The sequence below is a fragment of the Vibrio sp. 1580 genome (assembly GCF_033340055.1).
Genome location: NZ_JAWOVT010000628.1, coordinates 1 through 543, shown reverse-complemented (window position 1 = coordinate 543; position 543 = coordinate 1). Strand labels below are relative to the sequence as shown.

The window sequence follows — 543 nt, the reverse complement described above, 5'->3', positions numbered from 1 at the left end:
AGAACAGGCGGAGCATGAATCTGAGGTTCGTTCTTATCCACGTCGTCTACCGATTGCGATTAAGCAAGCATATGGCTGTTTGGTAGAAGATACTCGTGGTCAAGTCTTCCTAGATTGTCTAGCTGGTGCTGGTACTTTAGCGTTGGGTTACAACCATCCTGAAATTAACCAAGCGTTAAAAGAGCAGTTAGACTCTGGTCTGCCTTATCAAACTCTTGATATTGCCACTTCTGCTAAAACTCACTTTATTAAGTCTGTTAAGTCTTTTCTTCCTCAAGAGCTGGGCGATAACTGTGTTATTCAGCTCTGTGGACCATCGGGTGCTGATGCGGTTGAAGCTGCGATCAAGCTAGCGAAACAAACGACAGGTCGTAATACCATGTTTGCTTTCCGTGGGGCATACCACGGTATGACAAACGGTACGATGGGCATGATGGGTAATTTAGGAACAAAAGCGCGTCGTACTGGCTTAATGTCAGATGTGCACTTTATGCCTTTCCCATACAACCTACGCTGTCCATTTGGTCTTGGTGGTGACGAAGG

The 543-nt window shown here is 45.9% G+C and carries 1 protein-coding gene; it reads left to right on the top strand.

Annotation, left to right across the window (positions count from 1 at the left end; genetic code table 11):
• Positions 1 to 543: aminotransferase class III-fold pyridoxal phosphate-dependent enzyme (locus R7093_RS27535; RefSeq protein ID WP_318147317.1), on the top strand; the 543-nt coding region annotated here is incomplete at both ends.